13 protein-coding genes are annotated in these 15,348 nt (G+C 32.7%); 10 read left to right on the forward strand and 3 right to left on the reverse strand.

All coding sequences use genetic code 11. The features are described 5' to 3' along the window. The first annotated feature begins 34 nt into the window (after window positions 1-34). Window positions 35-2,653, forward strand: a complete 2,619-nt coding sequence (locus ACFSX9_RS14625; protein WP_379808994.1) for a hypothetical protein — start codon at window positions 35-37, stop codon at window positions 2,651-2,653. An 86-nt stretch (window positions 2,654-2,739) separates the two neighbouring features. On the opposite strand, the gene ACFSX9_RS14630 is transcribed toward ACFSX9_RS14625, so the two are convergent. Genes ACFSX9_RS14630 through ACFSX9_RS14640 form a run of 3 tightly spaced genes read right to left on the reverse strand, consistent with a single transcriptional unit; the run spans window position 2,740 to window position 4,724 of the window. Beyond that, window positions 2,740-3,330 carry a hypothetical protein gene (locus ACFSX9_RS14630; RefSeq protein ID WP_379808996.1) on the reverse strand — a complete coding sequence of 197 codons (591 nt, stop codon included), beginning with the start codon at window positions 3,328-3,330 and terminating at the stop codon, window positions 2,740-2,742. Beyond that, entirely contained in the window at window positions 3,317-3,934 is a 618-nt protein-coding gene (gene yihA, locus ACFSX9_RS14635) for a ribosome biogenesis GTP-binding protein YihA/YsxC (RefSeq protein WP_379808998.1), read from the reverse strand. The genes ACFSX9_RS14630 and yihA overlap by 14 nt, the downstream gene beginning before the upstream one ends. 34 nt (window positions 3,935-3,968) lie before the next feature. Then, window positions 3,969-4,724 (reverse strand): alpha/beta fold hydrolase, encoded by a 756-nt coding sequence (locus ACFSX9_RS14640; RefSeq protein ID WP_379809000.1) that lies wholly within the window; start codon window positions 4,722-4,724, stop codon window positions 3,969-3,971. Window positions 4,725-5,060: 336 nt separating this feature from the next. Between ACFSX9_RS14640 and mraZ the strand changes: the two genes are divergently transcribed. From mraZ to murG, 9 genes are all read left to right on the forward strand, one after another. Beyond that, on the forward strand, window positions 5,061-5,531 hold the full coding sequence (gene mraZ / locus ACFSX9_RS14645; protein ID WP_379809002.1) for a division/cell wall cluster transcriptional repressor MraZ: 471 nt from the start codon (window positions 5,061-5,063) through the stop codon (window positions 5,529-5,531). Next, the gene (gene rsmH / locus ACFSX9_RS14650; RefSeq protein WP_379809004.1) at window positions 5,506-6,414 is read left to right on the forward strand and encodes a 16S rRNA (cytosine(1402)-N(4))-methyltransferase RsmH; all 909 of its coding nucleotides are present in this window, start codon (window positions 5,506-5,508) and stop codon (window positions 6,412-6,414) included. The genes mraZ and rsmH overlap by 26 nt, the downstream gene beginning before the upstream one ends. Before the next feature lie 3 nt (window positions 6,415-6,417). Next, window positions 6,418-6,774 (forward strand): FtsL-like putative cell division protein, encoded by a 357-nt coding sequence (locus tag ACFSX9_RS14655; RefSeq protein WP_379809006.1) that lies wholly within the window; start codon window positions 6,418-6,420, stop codon window positions 6,772-6,774. After that, a complete protein-coding gene (locus ACFSX9_RS14660) occupies window positions 6,765-8,747 on the forward strand; it encodes a penicillin-binding protein (protein WP_379809008.1) in 1,983 nt (660 codons plus the stop codon). The genes ACFSX9_RS14655 and ACFSX9_RS14660 overlap by 10 nt, the downstream gene beginning before the upstream one ends. Then, the gene (locus tag ACFSX9_RS14665; RefSeq protein WP_379809010.1) at window positions 8,744-10,207 is read left to right on the forward strand and encodes a UDP-N-acetylmuramoyl-L-alanyl-D-glutamate--2,6-diaminopimelate ligase; all 1,464 of its coding nucleotides are present in this window, start codon (window positions 8,744-8,746) and stop codon (window positions 10,205-10,207) included. Before ACFSX9_RS14660 ends, ACFSX9_RS14665 begins: the two co-directional genes overlap by 4 nt. 67 nt (window positions 10,208-10,274) lie before the next feature. Next, a complete protein-coding gene (gene mraY / locus ACFSX9_RS14670; protein ID WP_379809012.1) occupies window positions 10,275-11,495 on the forward strand; it encodes a phospho-N-acetylmuramoyl-pentapeptide-transferase in 1,221 nt (406 codons plus the stop codon). 1 nt (window position 11,496) lies between these two features. After that, window positions 11,497-12,831 carry a UDP-N-acetylmuramoyl-L-alanine--D-glutamate ligase gene (murD, locus tag ACFSX9_RS14675; RefSeq protein ID WP_379809014.1) on the forward strand — a complete coding sequence of 445 codons (1,335 nt, stop codon included), beginning with the start codon at window positions 11,497-11,499 and terminating at the stop codon, window positions 12,829-12,831. Between the two features lie 46 nt (window positions 12,832-12,877). Beyond that, window positions 12,878-14,230 carry an FtsW/RodA/SpoVE family cell cycle protein gene (locus tag ACFSX9_RS14680; RefSeq protein ID WP_379809016.1) on the forward strand — a complete coding sequence of 451 codons (1,353 nt, stop codon included), beginning with the start codon at window positions 12,878-12,880 and terminating at the stop codon, window positions 14,228-14,230. Next, on the forward strand, window positions 14,231-15,322 hold the full coding sequence (gene murG / locus ACFSX9_RS14685) for an undecaprenyldiphospho-muramoylpentapeptide beta-N-acetylglucosaminyltransferase (RefSeq protein WP_379809018.1): 1,092 nt from the start codon (window positions 14,231-14,233) through the stop codon (window positions 15,320-15,322). It abuts the gene before it with no gap. The last annotated feature ends 26 nt before the right edge of the window (window positions 15,323-15,348 follow it).

A 15,348-nucleotide genomic window follows, 5' to 3' on the forward strand; every position in this document is an offset into this window, starting at 1 on the left:
TTATGTGGTTTTATTTTTTTTTATTACTTTTTTGATGTCTTCTCAGAGCAAAATAGTCGTAGGAAAAGTTGTTGATTCTTTAAATATACCATTGGAAAATGCTACTATTATAGCGAGTTCAATGCTTAATAAAGATGATTTTAAATTTGCAAGTTCAAATAGTAAAGGTGATTTTTCTTTGGATTTAAAAGTGGGCATTTCCTATAAAATAGCGGTTTCGTACATTGGTTTTATAGATTATGTTAAAGAGATATATCCAGAACAACAAACTAACTCTTTACTTATTAAATTAACACCTTCCACTGAAAGTTTAAGAGAAATTGTTATTCAATATAAAGTTGAACCAATACTTATTAAAAAAGATACGGTAGTTTTTGATGTTTCAAAATTTACAAACGGTAACGAACGTAAATTAAAAGATCAATTGCAAAAATTACCAGGGATGCAAGTTAGTAAAAACGGAACAGTAACTTATCAGGGCAAACAAGTGAAAACTACACTCGTAGAAAGCGGTAGTTTCTTTGGGGGTAGTTCTAAAATAGCAGTAGAAAATATTCCCGCTGACGCCGTTGATAAAATAGTTTTATTAGATAATTTCTCTGAAGTTGATTTCATGAAGCAGGTAGAAGAAAGCGGCGACCTGATTATGAACGTAGTGCTAAAAAAAGAGAAAAAAAAGTTTGCCTTTGGCGATATAACCGCTGGTCATTCAGATAACAACTATTATAAATTACATTCTAATCTCTTTTACTATTCGCCAAAAAGAAGTTTAAGTTCTATAGTGGATTTCAATAATAATGGAACAAATACGCTAGAATTCACTGATGTTTTTCGATTAGAATCTGGGATTTTTAGCAGTTATTCAAAAAACAAAAAAAAAATTGATAATAACCTATTTCAGTTTGCAGTAAGTAATGATAGAGTAACTAAAACAAATGGGAAATTTATAGCTACAAATTATAATGAAAAAATAAATGCTAAAACAAGTTTAGAAACTTACTTTATATATGGTGCAAGTAATAATCTAATGCAAAACGATTACTTTATTCAGTATGCAAATAATAGCAATTTAAATAATGAAACGAGAAATACGTTAGACAGGCAAAATTCAGATTTCATTCTTTTTAATCTTAAGATAAACACGAAGCCAGCTAAAGATGTGAATATTAAATATGTTTTAAATTTAAAAGATTCAAATGATAAAAGCGGAAATAATATAATTTCATCTTCGGATTTAGCGACAAATTTTTTCGATACAAATAATATAAATGAAAGTAAATCTTTTAATCATTTTTTCGAATATAACCGCAAGATAAACAGCAGAAAATATCAAACTTTTGTAATTAATCACGCCTATAGTGAAGGAGTAATTGATAAGAACTGGTTATCGAATGCGCCTTTTTTGCAAGATTATTTACCGCTGCAAAACGACACTTCATACAGTTTAAATAAAGAGGTTGCGCTTAAAACAAATTCATTTGATATTACCTATTCATCCTATTGGAAGCCTAACAGTAGGAATACATTCACTATTTCGGCTCTTGGAGATCTCAACCTTCAAAATGTTGCAGAAACAGACAGACAAGTATTAACTGATAACTCTTTTGTCGCTTTTTATCCTAATGTATTTGGAAATAAAATTGCTAATAAAGACGTGAAAATAAGTACAAACCTTGAATACAAGTTGCAGGTTAAGAAATGGACGAATACTTTCAGTTTCGAGTTGGAGAATATCAATAGAAAATTTAGAAATTTTGACCAAGAAATTGATATACAAAAAGTCAATTTTAAGCCTAATTATAGGAGCGATTATAAATTTAGTGAGGCGCATTTTTTACAGTTTGATTATCAGTTTTTAAATAACTTAGCTAGTTTAGCGCAATTATCAAAAGGTCTTGTGATTAACTCTTTTAACAGCGTTTATGAGGGTAATGGTAATTTGATGTTTGAGCAGGCTCATTCTTTCGCTCTCACGTACAATAGAAGAAATGTATTTAAAAGGTATTATTTCGATTTGTTTTCTTTTTACAATCGTACCAATAATCCGATACGAAACGGTGTTTTATTATCAGGTATTAACCAATCATCGCAGCCGATTTATATAAATGCACCTAGCGATAACTTTACTTTTAGAGGTAGTTTTACTAAAAATCTAAAGAATTTTGATGTTATACTCAGTTCTAAATTAAGTATGTTGAATTACACACAACAAACGAATGATATGCTTTCAGCCGTCAATGTTAATAATAATACGTTTGGGATTACTTTAAAAACTAATAACGTAGAATGGCCTCAAATTGGCGTAGGTTATGAAAAAGGTTACAACACTTATAAAAGTAAATCAGAGACAGAATATCAAAGTGATTTTTTATTTGCGGACATAGAAATTGAGTTGCTGGATAATTTAATTTTTAAAGGTGATTATAACTATACTAGTAATGAAGTTAATGACTCTAAAAATTATTACCAATTAGCAAATGCGCAACTAGAATATGGTAAAAGTAATAATCCGTGGTTGTTTAATCTTGGCGTTACCAATGTTTTTAACTCGAAAACAATTAATTCAAATTCGATATCAAATTATGTTTCAGCTTACAGTTCAACTAGAATATTGCCAAGAATTGCTATGTTAAAAGCTACTTATAAATTCTAAATTTTTAAGTTTTGAATATTTTCTTTTAGAAAAGCTGGAGCTTAAAGCATAAAAAAAATCGCTAATGTTGAATTAGTGATTTTTTTTTATTGGATTGATTTTTTGTCTAAATCTTTTATAATTTTATCTAAACAGCCTATCAATAAGCCAGTTGAAGATTTTGTGAGTGTGATGTCGTTGCTGTTATTCTCTGGATTTCCAGCAATACCAAAAGCGTTTTTAGAATAAATAAGCTGTTGTGTGTTTAAATCATAAATTACAAGTTGAATCGATGCTTCGTTTTTCAAATTTTTATTAAAATTTTTAGGAGTTGCATCAATAACACCAAGCTCGTTTTTAGAATTTCCAGATTTTACTTGGATAAAATAATCATAATTAGAACCAATTTTTATTTGCTTTAGTTCTTCGGCATTTAACAAGAAATTACTGCTTTGAGGCACCAAAACCTTTTCAGAATAAACTGTACTAAATCTGTTTCCTAACTTTTCAGTAAAAAAAGCAGTCGTTTTTTTAGTTAATTGTTCTTCGGTTGCTTTGGAACTTTCAATTCTATTTAAGAGCCATTTTCCTTTTGTGAAATCAACTCCTGTTGTAATAGAATCGTCCTTAAAGTAATATTTTGGTAAATTACAAGAAGTTAATAAAAAAGTTACGATAAGTATTTTAAAAACCTTCATCCTTAAATAAATCTTCGTTGATTCCACCAATGTATTCTAATATAGGCTCTCTTCCCACTGCATCTAATGAAGAAGTGATGAAATATGGAGGCATTTCTGCCCAATCTCCAGCTAACATTTGCTTCTTGTAAGCTTCAACGTGACCGTGAACTTTAGTTTTACCAAGTTTGTCTGATTTGGTGAAAACAATTGCAAATGGAATTTCGCTTTCGCCTAAGTATTCCATAAATTCAAGATCAATTTTTTGTGCTTCCAATCGAACGTCAATCAACACAAAAGCGCAAACTAGTTGTTCTCTTTGTTCGAAATAATCCATAATGAATTGTTGGAAAACAGCTTTCGTTTTTTTAGAAACTCTCGCATAACCATAACCAGGTAAATCGACTAAAAACCAATTGTTGTTGATTTTAAAGTGATTAATTAATTGTGTTTTTCCAGGTCGAGATGATGTTTTTGCTAGATTTTTATGATTAGTCAACATATTAATTAATGATGACTTTCCTACGTTTGAACGACCAATAAAAGCATATTCTGGAATGCGCTCTTTCGGACAATTATCAATTTCAGAATTACTAATTATAAATTCGGCTGTATTAATTTTCATATGTGTAAAATAAAATTCCCCATTCGGGGAACTGTTATATGTTATGTTTTTGGAACCAATTATTAAGAATTTCGTTAAATTGATTTGGGTGTTCCATCATTGCTGCGTGGCCACATTCTTCAATCCAAAACAATTCTGAATTTGGTAACAATTTATCAAATTCTTCAGCAACATTTGGAGGTGTAACTTTATCGTTTCTTCCCCAAATAATACAAGTTGGTGTGGTCATCTTAGGTAAATCCTTCGCCATATTATGACGAATAGCACTTTTAGCAATGGTTAAAGTTTTTATCAATTTTATTCTGTCATTAACAGTTGCAAAAACTTCATCTACTATTTCTTTGGTGGCAATTGCAGGATCGTAAAAGACGTCTTCTGCTTTCTTTTTGATGTATTCATAATCGCCACGTTTTGGGTAACCATCGCCCATAGCGCTTTCATATAAACCTGAACTTCCTGTAATCACTAGCGCTTCTACAAGTTCTGGATACATTTTTGTAAAATATAATCCAATGTGTCCTCCCAATGAATTTCCTACAAGAATTACTTTATCAAACTCTTTATAAGTGATAAAATCCTTTACAAATTTTGAAAAGGCTTTTACGTTTGTTTTTAATATATTTTGGGTATAAATAGGTAATTCTGGAATGACAACTTTATATCCTTTTGGTGGAAAAAATTCGGCTACACCGTCAAAATTACTCAAGCCTCCCATTAAGCCGTGCAGTATAATGATTGGTTTGCCTTCTCCGGCTTCAAAATAGGTATATTTTTTTTCTTTCTTTAACATAAATTCCACTTAATATAATGAGTTCTCACGCGCAACAAATATACTATATTATTAAAGAAATTAAACAATAAATTATCTGCTTTTTTCAAACACGCTATTTGCGCCTAATTTATTAGTTATCAACAAATTTGCATTAAAATAGGTGTTTTTTAGGATGGTTTTTGTTGATTTTTAATTTCGATTAACATTCGTTTTTTCTCGATTTTGCAAATAAAGCTTTGTTAAAACTGGAAATCTTCGTTTTAGAATACCAAAAACTTATCAACAAAGTGGTATTATGTGGTAAAAAGTGGTAAAATTTTTCTAAATTTGTCCCTATTCTTATAGATATAACAATTGAAGACATTAATCGGAACATACGAATGTAAAGTGGATGCCAAAGGAAGGCTGATGCTGCCTACGTCGCTAAAGAAACAATTGGGTTCTTTAGAGGAAGGTTTCGTGTTGAAAAGATCGGTTTTTCAACCTTGTTTGGAGTTGTTTCCAATGAGTGAATGGAATAAGATGATGTTGAAAATCAACAAATTAAATCGTTTTGTAAAAAAGAACAATGATTTTATTAGAAGATTTACGGCAGGAGTTAAAATGATTGAAATCGATGCTACGGGAAGACTTTTGATTCCAAAAGATTTGGTGGTTTTTGCAAAAATTGATAAAGAAATTGTATTGAATTCTGCAATCAATATCATTGAAATTTGGGACAAAGATTTATATGAAAATGCGGTGGATGATGCTACAGATGATTTCGCAGATTTGGCAGAAGAAGTAATGGGTAATTTAAATGACGACGAAGATGGAATATCATAATCCGGTATTGTTAAAAGAAACGGTTGACGGATTGAATATTCGTCCTGATGGAATATATGTGGATGTTACTTTTGGTGGCGGTGGTCATTCAAGAGAAATAATGAGTCGTTTGGGCGAAGGTGGAAAATTATTTGCTTTCGATCAAGATTTAGATGCTTTAAAAAATGCACTTGACGATGAACGATTTTTATTGATCAATCAGAATTTTAGATTTATAAAACGTTTTTTACGTTTTCACGGAATAAAACAAGTAGATGGAATTTTAGCTGATTTAGGTGTTTCGTCGCATCAGTTTGATGTTGCAGAACGTGGTTTTTCAACCCGTTTTGAGGCAGAATTGGATATGAGAATGGATCAGAAAGGTGAAATCAGTGCGTATAATGTTATAAATGAGTACGATGAGCAAGAAATTGCTCGTGTTTTGTTTAATTATGGCGAATTGAAAAACGCAAGAGCAATGGCAACTGTGATTGTGGCAGCGCGTCAAGACACCAAAATTAAAAATTCAGAACAGTTAAAACAGATATTAGCTCGATTCTTACCAGGACATAAAAGCAATAAGATTTTAGCACAAATATATCAAGCGATTCGTATTGAAGTGAATCAGGAAATGGATGTTTTAAAAGAATTTTTAGAACAATCGTTAGAGATTTTAAAACCGGGTGGCCGATTGAGTGTGATTTCATACCATTCGTTAGAAGATCGACTGGTGAAAAGATTTGTAAAGAACGGAATGTTTGAAGGCGAACCAGAGCGCGATTTCTTCGGAAATTTCGAAGTGCCGTTTAAAACCATCGAAAAGTTAATTGTGCCTTCAGAGGAAGAAATCGCAATTAATAACAGAGCCAGAAGTGCAAAATTAAGAGTAGCAGAAAAAAAATAGTTCATGAAAAACGGAATCTACAGTTTATTAAAAGCAAAATTTCTTATTAGTGATGACGCTCTTAAGAACTGGAAATTTATTGTTTTTTTGGTAATTCTAGGAATGTTTATGATTGCTAATAATCATCAATATGATGCTAAAAATTACCGCATAACTGAATTGGCTAATCAAGCGAAAGAACTACGGTCAGAATTTGTAGACCGACGTTCTGAGTTGATGAAATTGAAAATGGAATCCACTGTGGCTAAGAAAATGATAGCACGGGAGATTTTACCCTCAGAAGTACCTCCTGTGAAAATTGTAGTCGAAAGTCAAGAAAATAAAAAGAGTTTTTGGGATAAATTAAAAATATGGCAATAGAAGATAAAAAAATATCGTATCGCACTTATTTTGTAGCTGTTATGTTTTTCATAATGGCGGTTTTTGTCTTGGTTAAACTGAATAATATTCAATGGGTTGAAGGTCAATATTACCGTCAACTTGCAAAAGAAAGAACGGTTAAGAATTTTACAATTCCTGCAAACAAAGGAAATGTCTATTCTGCCGATGGAAGTTTGTTGGCAACTTCTATTCCAGAATACAGTATTTATTTTGATGCGGTAGCGCCTTCAAATCAACACTTCAAGGAACATGTAAAAGGACTTTCGGATTCATTAGCAGTAATGTTTGATAATTCAACCGGATTCTATCAAGCGAAATTACAAAAAGCTAGAGCTAATAAAAGTCGGTATGTATTCTTGGCAAAGAAATTAAGTTATACGGAACAATTGCGAATGAAAACGTTTCCATTGTTTGATAAAGGAGCGAACAAAGGCGGATTAATAGTTGAGCAAAAAATTGTTAGAGAACATCCAATCGGTTTAGTTGCAAAAAGAACGATTGGTTATGAGCGTTCAAATGAAGATGGTAAAGGTTTAGAATACGCTTTTCGCGATTATTTAAACGGCAAAAATGGCCATAGAATGATGCAGCGAATTGCAAAAAATCAATGGAAACCTATTAGTGACATTAATGAGAAAGAGCCGCAAGATGGTTATGATATTATCTCAACAATAGATGTTTACGTACAAGATATTGCGCATCATGCTTTACTGAAACAATTAGAACACTACAGCGCTGATCACGGTTGTGTAGTGGTTATGGAAACAAAAACCGGACACATTAAAGCGATTTCAAATTTAGGAAGAGCTTCAGATGGTTCGTATTATGAAACTCAAAATTATGCAATTGCAGAATCGCAAGAACCCGGCTCAACTTTCAAATTAATGGGTTTAATAGCGGTACTCGATGATAAAAAAGCGGATACAAGTACGGTTTATGATTCAAATGGTGGAATTATTACTTATTACAACAGAAGAGTGCGTGATTCAAAAGTAGGCGGTTACGGAAAAATTTCTTTGGCAAGTGGTTTTGAAAAATCGTCAAATACAATTATTGTCCAATCGGTTATGAATAGTTACAAGGATAATCCGAAATTATTTGTGAATAGGATTAATAGTTATGGTTTGAATAAACCTTTAGGTCTTCCGATTGAAGGAGAAGGAAAACCTTATATACCACAACCAGGAACGAGTGGATGGTCTGGAACTACTTTGCCTTGGATGGCTTTTGGTTATAATGTTTCAATTACACCTTTGCAAACCTTGACTTTATATAATGCGGTTGCAAATAACGGAATAATGGTGAAGCCAATTTTCGTAAGCGAAATTAAAGAATGGAACAAAACGATTAAGAATTATAATACGCAAGTAATTAATCCTAAGATTTGCTCGCAAGAAACGCTAGATAAAGTACATGCAGTATTAGAAAATGTGGTTAAAAGAGGAACAGGCTCAAAATTGTACTCTAAAGATTTCTCAATGGCAGGAAAAACAGGAACTGCTCAAGTGAATTATAAAGACAAATCTAAATTATATTATGCGTCTTCTTTTGTAGGTTATTTCCCTGCAAAAGAGCCAAAATATTCCTGTATTGTAATTATAAATAAACCGAACGTCGCCGCTGGATATTATGGAGCTGATGTTTCTGGACCAGTTTTTAAAAGAATTGCACAAAAAATCTTTACAGATTCTCCATCAATGAATCATGTAAAAGATATTAATGCAAAAGTTGACGCGCAAGAAAAAAACTATGCTACTTATTATAAAAAAGCAGCAATAGAAAACAGTATAGTTCCTAATGTAAAAGGAATGGACGGAATGGATGCCATTGCCTTATTAGAAAATTTAGGATTAAAAGTAAAAGTTGTTGGACTTGGAAAAGTGAGAACACAATCATTAACATCAGGTCAAGTCTTCAATAAGAATCAAACCATAACAATCGAATTATCGTGAAGCTTTTAAAAGACATATTATATAAGGTAGGAATTGAAGCGGTTCATGGAGCCACGGATATTGCTATTTCAAAAATCGAATTTGATTCAAGAAAAATTGAGTTGAACGATGTTTTTGTGGCAATTAAAGGAACACTTTCAGACGGTCATAATTTTATTGATAAAGCATTAAGTCTTGGAGCAATTGCAGTAGTTTGTGAAGAGTTTCCTGAAGTAATTGTTAACGGAGTTACTTATATTAAGGTAAAAGATACGAATGAAGCATTAGCTTTTTTAGCAGCAAACTATTACGAAAATCCATCGGAAAATATCAGATTAGTTGGTGTTACAGGAACAAATGGAAAAACAACCATCGCTTCTTTATTGTACCAATTATTCAAAAAAGCAGGTTATAAAGTCGGTTTGCTTTCTACTGTTAAAATTATGGTAGATGAAACGGAATATAAAGCTACGCATACCACGCCAGATTCATTGACTTTGAATTATTATTTAGACCAAATGATTCAGGAAGGTTGTGAGTTTTGTTTTATGGAAGTGAGTTCGCACGGAATTCATCAAAAACGAACAGAAGCTTTGCATTTTACAGGTGGCGTTTTTACCAATTTATCGCACGATCATTTGGATTACCACAAGACGTTTGCAGAATATCGCGATGTTAAAAAGGTATTTTTTGATAATTTACCAAAAGGTGCATTTGCGATCACGAATGTAGATGATAAAAATGGAGCGGTAATGCTTCAGAATACAAAAGCTAAAAAATTGACTTACGCATTAAAATCGTATGCTGATTATAAAGCACATATTTTAGAAAACCAACTGTCAGGATTGTTGTTAAAAATCAACGATAATGAAGTTTGGGTGAAGTTAATCGGTTCTTTCAATGCTTATAATTTATTAGCAATTTATGGAGTTGCCGTAGAATTAGGAATCGAAAATGTGGAAGCTCTACGCTTGCTTTCAGAATTAGAAAGTGTTTCAGGTCGTTTCCAATTTATTGTTTCTGAATCAAATATTACAGCAATTGTAGATTATGCTCATACGCCAGATGCATTGGAAAATGTATTAAAAACCATTGAGGACATTCGTACAAAAAATGAACAATTGATTACGGTTGTGGGTTGTGGTGGCGATAGAGATAAAACCAAAAGACCGATTATGGCACAAATCGCCTCTTCATTGAGCGACAAAGCTATTTTTACTTCCGATAATCCACGAACTGAAAATCCGGAAACGATTATTGAAGAAATGGAAAAAGGAGTTGAGCCTCATAATTTCAAGAAAACGATTTCAATTTTGGATAGAAAACAGGCAATTAAAACGGCTTGTCAATTCGCAAATCCAAATGATATAATACTAATCGCAGGAAAAGGACACGAAACCTATCAAGAAATCAACGGCATTCGTCACGATTTTGATGATTTAAAAATGGTAAGCGAATTATTACAACAATTAAACAAATAGTAGCAGTGAAAAAGTTATTGGTGTCTCACTTTTAATCTTTTAAACAGTAAACTTTTAAACTCATATTATGTTATACTACTTTTTTCAATACTTAGATAATGCATTCGATGTTCCAGGAGCAGGAGTGTTTCAATACATTACGTTTCGCTCGGCTTTGGCGTTTATTTTGTCATTGCTTATTGCTACTATCTATGGTAAAAAAATAATAAATTTTTTAAGAAATCAGCAAGTAGGAGAAACAGTTAGAGAATTAGGTTTAGAAGGTCAGACTCAAAAATCAGGAACGCCAACAATGGGTGGAATCATCATCATTTTGGCAACATTAATTCCTGTTTTTTTATTGGCAAAATTGAACAACATCTATATTATAATGCTAGTTATTACCACACTTTGGATGGGAACAATTGGCTTTATTGACGATTATATTAAAGTATTTAAAAAAGATAAAGAAGGTCTAAAAGGTATTTTTAAAATATTTGGACAAGTAGGATTGGGAATAATTATTGGAGCAATTATGTATTTGTCGCCAGATGTTACGGTTCGAAAAGACACCATGACTTCAAGAGTGAAAATTGAAAACAATGTAAAGCCTTCCGAATTACAAGAAAAATCAACGGCGACGACTATTCCATTTGTGAAAAATAACGAATTAGATTACGCAGAGATATTGTCATTTATGGGTGATGATTATAAAAATTATGCTTGGTTGATTTTCATCCCAATGGTAATTATTGTAATCACTGCGGTTTCAAATGGCGCGAATCTTACGGACGGAATCGATGGTTTAGCAGCGGGAACTTCCGCAATATCCGTGCTCACATTAGGGATTTTGACCTTCCTGTCTGGAAATATTATTTTCTCAGATTATCTCAATATAATGTATATCCCCAATTCCGGAGAAATGACGATTTACATCGCTGCTTTTGTGGGAGCATTAGTTGGGTTTTTATGGTACAATACTTATCCAGCATCGGTTTTTATGGGTGATACTGGAAGTTTAACAATCGGTGGAATCATCGCTGTAATTGCAATTTCCATTCGAAAAGAATTATTAATTCCTGTAATCTGCGGTGTTTTCTTAGCTGAAAATTTATCAGTTATGATTCAAGTGAGTTACTTCAAATATACCAAAAAGAAATATGGCGAAGGAAGACGGGTTTTCTTGATGTCGCCTTTACATCACCATTATCAGAAAAAAGGATATCACGAAAGTAAAATTGTAACGCGCTTTTGGATTGTCGGAATTTTGTTAGCTATTTTCTCACTCGTTTCTTTAAAATTAAGATAAGATGAGACTGGTAATTTTAGGCGGGGGCGAAAGTGGAGTAGGAACCGCAATATTAGGAAAGAAAAACGGGTACGAAGTTTTTGTATCAGATTACGGAAAGATAAAAGAGAATTACACAGCAGTTCTGGCACTTAATGGAATCGATTGGGAAGATGAAAAACATACAGAAGCATTAATTCTGAATGCTGATGTAGTAATGAAAAGTCCAGGAATTCCCGATAAAGCTCCAATCGTGCAGAAGCTAATCGAAAAAGGAATTTCAGTAATTTCTGAAATAGAATTTGCCATTCAGTTTACCGATGCAGTCACAATAGGAATTACCGGAAGTAACGGGAAAACAACAACGACACTTTTAGTACATCATTTATTAAAACAAGGAGGATTAAATGTTGGTGTAGCTGGAAATATTGGAAAAAGTTTCGCTTGGCAAGTTGCTGAAAACAAACACGATGTTTATGTGTTGGAATTAAGCAGTTTTCAATTAGACGGGATTATAAATTATAGACCACATATTGCAATTATTACAAACATAAGCCCAGATCATTTAGACCGCTACGATTACGATTACAATTTATATATCGAATCGAAATTCAGAATAACAAAAAACCAAACTGAATCTGATTATTTGATTTATGACAATGAAGATGAAGCGATTCAAAATTGGTTAAAGAATAACAAGATTAAAGCAAATAAAATACCTTTTTCACTGACAACAAAACCAGAAAAAGAAGGCGCATTTTTAGAAGATAACAATATTAACAGCACAATAAATAACGAACAATTTACCATGCCAATCAACGAAATAGCATTAGAAGGAAAACACAACATTAAGAATGCAATGGCCGCAACAGCTGTTTCTCAATTGTTGAATATTAGAAAACAAACGATCAGAGAAAGTTTGACAAATTTTCAAGGGGTAGAACACCGTTTAGAAAAAGTGTTGAAAATTCAAGGCGTTCAGTATATCAATGATTCTAAAGCTACGAATGTAAATTCTGTGTTTTATGCATTGGACAGCATGACTTCGCCAACAGTTTGGATTGTGGGTGGTGTTGACAAAGGAAATGATTACGATGAATTGATGCCATTAGTTCGTGAAAAAGTAAAAGCTATTATTTGTTTGGGTGTTGATAATAATAAAATTATCAATTCATTCAACAATGTGGTGGATATTATGGTAGAAACAAGTTCAATGTCGGAAGCAGTTGAAATCGCAAGACGTATTGCAGAAAAAGGAGATAGCGTTTTGTTATCACCAGCTTGCGCAAGTTTTGACTTGTTTGAAAGTTATGAAGACAGAGGAAAACAATTTAAGCAAGCGGTTTTTAATTTATAATCGGTTGCAATAGGATTTCAGAATAAAGATTTATAAAACAGATACAATGTTTGATTTAGTTGGTAAAATAAGAGGGGATAAGACAATATGGGCAATGGTTTTTCTATTGGCTATTGTCTCGTTTTTGCCTGTTTATAGCGCCAGTACAAACTTGGTTTATGTGATTGGAAAAGGAACCACTTTTGGCTATTTATTTAAGCATTTAGTACATGTTTTGTTTGGGTTTTCAATCATTTTCGTTGTTCATAAGTTGCCGTATCATTACTTTAAGGCCTTTTCTATTTTCGGACTTCCTTTGGTGATTTTATTGTTAGGTTACACTTTGTTTAAAGGAACTATTATAGGCGGATCAAACGCCAGTCGATGGATTCAAATCCCATTTGTAGGCATTAGTTTTCAGACATCAACAATCGCGTTTATAGTCTTAATGACCTATGTAGCCCGGTATTTGTCTAAAGTAAGTGATAAGGAATATTCGTTCGCGGATTCATTATTAGAACTGTGGACACCTGTTTTTTTAGTTTTGGTATTAGTGCTTCCGGCTAACTTTTCAACCGCTGCCTTGATTTTTTCAATGGTTTGTATGTTAGTTTTTATTGGACAATATCCTTTAAAATACTTAGGTTTTATCGTCGGTGCAGGAATTGTTAGCTTAACGATGTTTATTTTGGTGGCCAAAGCATTTCCAGACGCAATGCCTAATCGTGTGGATACATGGATGAGTCGTATGGATAGTTTTATGGACGACAAACCAAATGAAGACGATTACCAGATTGAAAAAGCTAAAATTGCAATTGCATCCGGAAAAATATACGGATTAGGACCTGGGAAAAGTGTACAGAAAAACTTTTTACCACAGTCTTCTTCGGATTTTATTTTTGCAATTATTGTCGAAGAATATGGTTTAATTGGCGCCGTTTTAATATTGTTCATTTACTTATTATTACTTGTTCGCTTTATTATTAACGCACAAAAAGCTTCGACGTTATTTGGGAAGTTGTTGATAATTGGACTTGGGTTTCCAATTATTTTTCAAGCTTTGATTAATATGGGAGTTGCAGTGGAATTACTTCCGGTCACAGGGCAACCTTTACCATTAATTAGTAGTGGTGGAACTTCAATTTGGATGACTTGTATTGCCATCGGGATTATATTAAGCGTGACCAAAAAAGAAGAGGAAGTTGCGCTAGATTTAGAAGATAAACGCAAACGTGATGAAGCGTTGCAACAAATTATAGATGCGCAAGTAGCGATAAACGAAGAAAATGAAGTTGATGAAAATCAGCAAAAGATAAATTCGATGAAAAGCTCCATAAAAGAGTCGTTAATCGAAGATGAGAATGGCGATGTTTTGGTAAATGGAGAAAACCCAATGAACGCTGTTTTAAATAAGAAATAAATGAAAAATCCAAGATTCATAATAAGCGGAGGAGGAACTGGCGGACATATTTATCCGGCAGTAGCAATCGCGAACGAGTTGAAATCTCGTTTTCCCGAAGCTGTATTTCTTTTTGTAGGTGCCAAAGATAAAATGGAAATGCAAAAAGTGCCTCAGGCAGGTTATGCAATTAAAGGATTATGGATTTCAGGAATACAACGAAAATTGACAATTGATAATGCTATGTTTCCTATTAAATTGGGTTCAAGCATGTTCAAATCATATAAAATATTAAAAGGTTTTAAACCTGATGTGGTGATAGGAACTGGTGGTTTTGCAAGTGGTGCCGTTTTGAAAGTAGCGTCGATGCTAAATATCCCAACAGTTATACAAGAGCAGAACTCTTATCCTGGAATTACCAATAAATTATTAGCCAAGAAAGCCAACGCAATTTGTGTGGCGTATGAAAATTTAGAACGATTTTTCCCGAAAAATAAAATGATTTTAACGGGAAATCCTGTGCGTCAAGATTTATTAGCAGTTGAAAGTAAAAGAGAAGAAGGAATTGCGCACTTTAATTTAGATAAAGATAAAAAGACATTGCTTGTTTTAGGCGGTAGTTTAGGTTCTAGAAGAATCAACCAACTGCTTGAAAAAGAGCTGTTTTTCTTATCAAGTCAGAACATTCAAATTATCTGGCAATGTGGTAAATTATATTTTAATGATTACATGAAATATAATGAAAAAGAAAACGTTCAAGTAACAGCGTTTATTGATCGAATGGATTTGGTTTATGCGGTTGCCGATGTGGTAATTTCTCGTTCAGGCGCTTCATCAGTTTCGGAATTATGTATTGTGGGAAAACCTACGATTTTTATTCCATCACCTAATGTAGCAGAAGATCATCAGACTAAAAACGCAAAAGCTATTTCAGTTAAAAATGGTGCTATTCTAATGAGAGAAAAAGAATTAGATACCCAATTTGAAAACGTTTTTTCGGACTTAATTTCAAATGAAAGTAAGCAAACCGAATTAAGCGAAAATATTAAAAAATTAGCGATGCCAAATGCCACAAAGCAAATCGCAGATGCTATTGTAAAATTGATAAAATAAATTAATAACAGTCGCAATCTTTAAGA

This window comes from Flavobacterium ardleyense (assembly GCF_042686085.1).
GTDB classification, from domain to species: domain Bacteria; phylum Bacteroidota; class Bacteroidia; order Flavobacteriales; family Flavobacteriaceae; genus Flavobacterium; species Flavobacterium ardleyense.

Coding starts and splice junctions, on each gene's coding strand:
- murG (WP_379809018.1), top strand. CDS start 14,231: ATGAAAAATCCAAGATTCATAATAAGCGGAGGAGGAACTGGCGGACAT.
- ACFSX9_RS14680 (WP_379809016.1), top strand. CDS start 12,878: ATGTTTGATTTAGTTGGTAAAATAAGAGGGGATAAGACAATATGGGCA.
- mraY (WP_379809012.1), top strand. CDS start 10,275: ATGTTATACTACTTTTTTCAATACTTAGATAATGCATTCGATGTTCCA.
- ACFSX9_RS14630 (WP_379808996.1), bottom strand. CDS start 3,330: ATGAAGGTTTTTAAAATACTTATCGTAACTTTTTTATTAACTTCTTGT.
- ACFSX9_RS14640 (WP_379809000.1), bottom strand. CDS start 4,724: ATGTTAAAGAAAGAAAAAAAATATACCTATTTTGAAGCCGGAGAAGGC.
- rsmH (WP_379809004.1), top strand. CDS start 5,506: ATGACGACGAAGATGGAATATCATAATCCGGTATTGTTAAAAGAAACG.
- ACFSX9_RS14660 (WP_379809008.1), top strand. CDS start 6,765: ATGGCAATAGAAGATAAAAAAATATCGTATCGCACTTATTTTGTAGCT.
- yihA (WP_379808998.1), bottom strand. CDS start 3,934: ATGAAAATTAATACAGCCGAATTTATAATTAGTAATTCTGAAATTGAT.
- ACFSX9_RS14655 (WP_379809006.1), top strand. CDS start 6,418: ATGAAAAACGGAATCTACAGTTTATTAAAAGCAAAATTTCTTATTAGT.
- ACFSX9_RS14625 (WP_379808994.1), top strand. CDS start 35: ATGTCTTCTCAGAGCAAAATAGTCGTAGGAAAAGTTGTTGATTCTTTA.
- murD (WP_379809014.1), top strand. CDS start 11,497: ATGAGACTGGTAATTTTAGGCGGGGGCGAAAGTGGAGTAGGAACCGCA.